This is a genomic window from Microbulbifer okhotskensis (genome assembly GCF_023895975.1).
GTDB lineage: Bacteria > Pseudomonadota > Gammaproteobacteria > Pseudomonadales > Cellvibrionaceae > Microbulbifer > Microbulbifer okhotskensis.
On sequence record NZ_JALBWM010000288.1, the window covers coordinates 1 to 1,324 of the forward strand.

The window sequence follows — 1,324 nt, forward strand, 5'->3', positions numbered from 1 at the left end:
GCAGTACAGTGACTATGGGGCTATAGCTGTATGAAACTGTCCGAAGTGTTGTCTTGATAATTGGCTGCATTAATTACTATGCCGCCTGTAATTTATTGCTGGCTGACCAAGGTGATTCGCCATAAATTTTATGAAGCTCATTTTTCAATAATTTTGTTTTCTCTGATAAATCCAAGAAGGCTTTTTCAAATAAAGCTAGGGTTGAATCTTTATGGTTTATATGTGCAACCATTTTATTTCCAAATTGAGATTTGAAGCTGCAATTGAAGACGTTGTCAAGAGCGGTCGTGATTTCTGGCTCAAGAAGATGGGAAACATTTGCAATATCGTTTTCAAGTGATTGCATTTCTGGGAGTACGCAGTATGGGAAATAGTAGTTATACTGAACTTGTTGTGAACTATTCCCATCGAATGTGTAGGTTTTTCCGGGGACAATATCATTTATCTTTATTTTATTTATATTTTCTCTAATGACGTTTTCTTCGGGAACATCTCTAACTTTAGTAATGGAAAAAAATACTTCATTTGCAAGTGAAATTACTTTCCCACAATGTCGATGAGCAGTTAATTTTGTTGAGTGGATGCTGTTAACCTTCCTGCGAACTTCGGTAGATAAATAGAAAATATAACCTGCTATATAGGATAGGGCAATGGCTGTGAGCAGGTCTGCTAGCTTCGCCCCTCCATGAAACCACTCAACTGAATCAGAAAATAAAATTTCAAAAGAAATTACTGTGCTTAAAGCAAGGGCAAATAATATATTAGCAATAGTGCTTCCGCCCAAAACATATAAAAATGTACGCACTTTATGACTCCATTATCGTTTCGTGTTAGATTCCTGTCATAGTATCACTCTCGTAGATATTGGCCAATATATGTTGGGTGTGGTCAGTCGAGCTATGTCAATAGATTGAAGCGTTCTATTAGTATCTTGAAGCATATAAAATACGTTAGGAGCTTTTCACTTATTAAGGGTGTGGCTCTACGAAAAGAATTATAGTTAAGATGTATACAGATGCGATGAGTTACTCGCAGTGTGGATTGGCTAGCAACCCATGCTGCGAAGATTGGGTGAGAAGATTTTCGGTACGCTTATCTTAGTGGTGTCTTTGAGAGTTTAATATCATAGCTTCCCCCTGAATGGGCTTTATATTCTTTTAGCGCAGCAAAATTTTGCTGGGGATCTCCTAGTGGGCCCACGATAATTTCTTTAATGCAGTCTTTTACTCCCTCTATTTTTGTCTTTGGTACCAGTCTTCCGTTTGAGGGCAGGGCTGTCCCATATAAATCAGCTTAAATGGTGGCTGTAATTATCTTGTCTAAA

At 37.7% G+C, this 1,324-nt stretch carries 1 protein-coding gene; it reads right to left on the reverse strand.

The window, feature by feature from the left end; all coding sequences use genetic code 11:
* Window positions 1-76: 76 nt before the first annotated feature.
* On the reverse strand, window positions 77-805 hold the full coding sequence (locus MO867_RS22095; RefSeq protein ID WP_252473193.1) for a hypothetical protein: 729 nt from the start codon (window positions 803-805) through the stop codon (window positions 77-79).
* Between the last annotated feature and the right edge of the window lie 519 nt (window positions 806-1,324).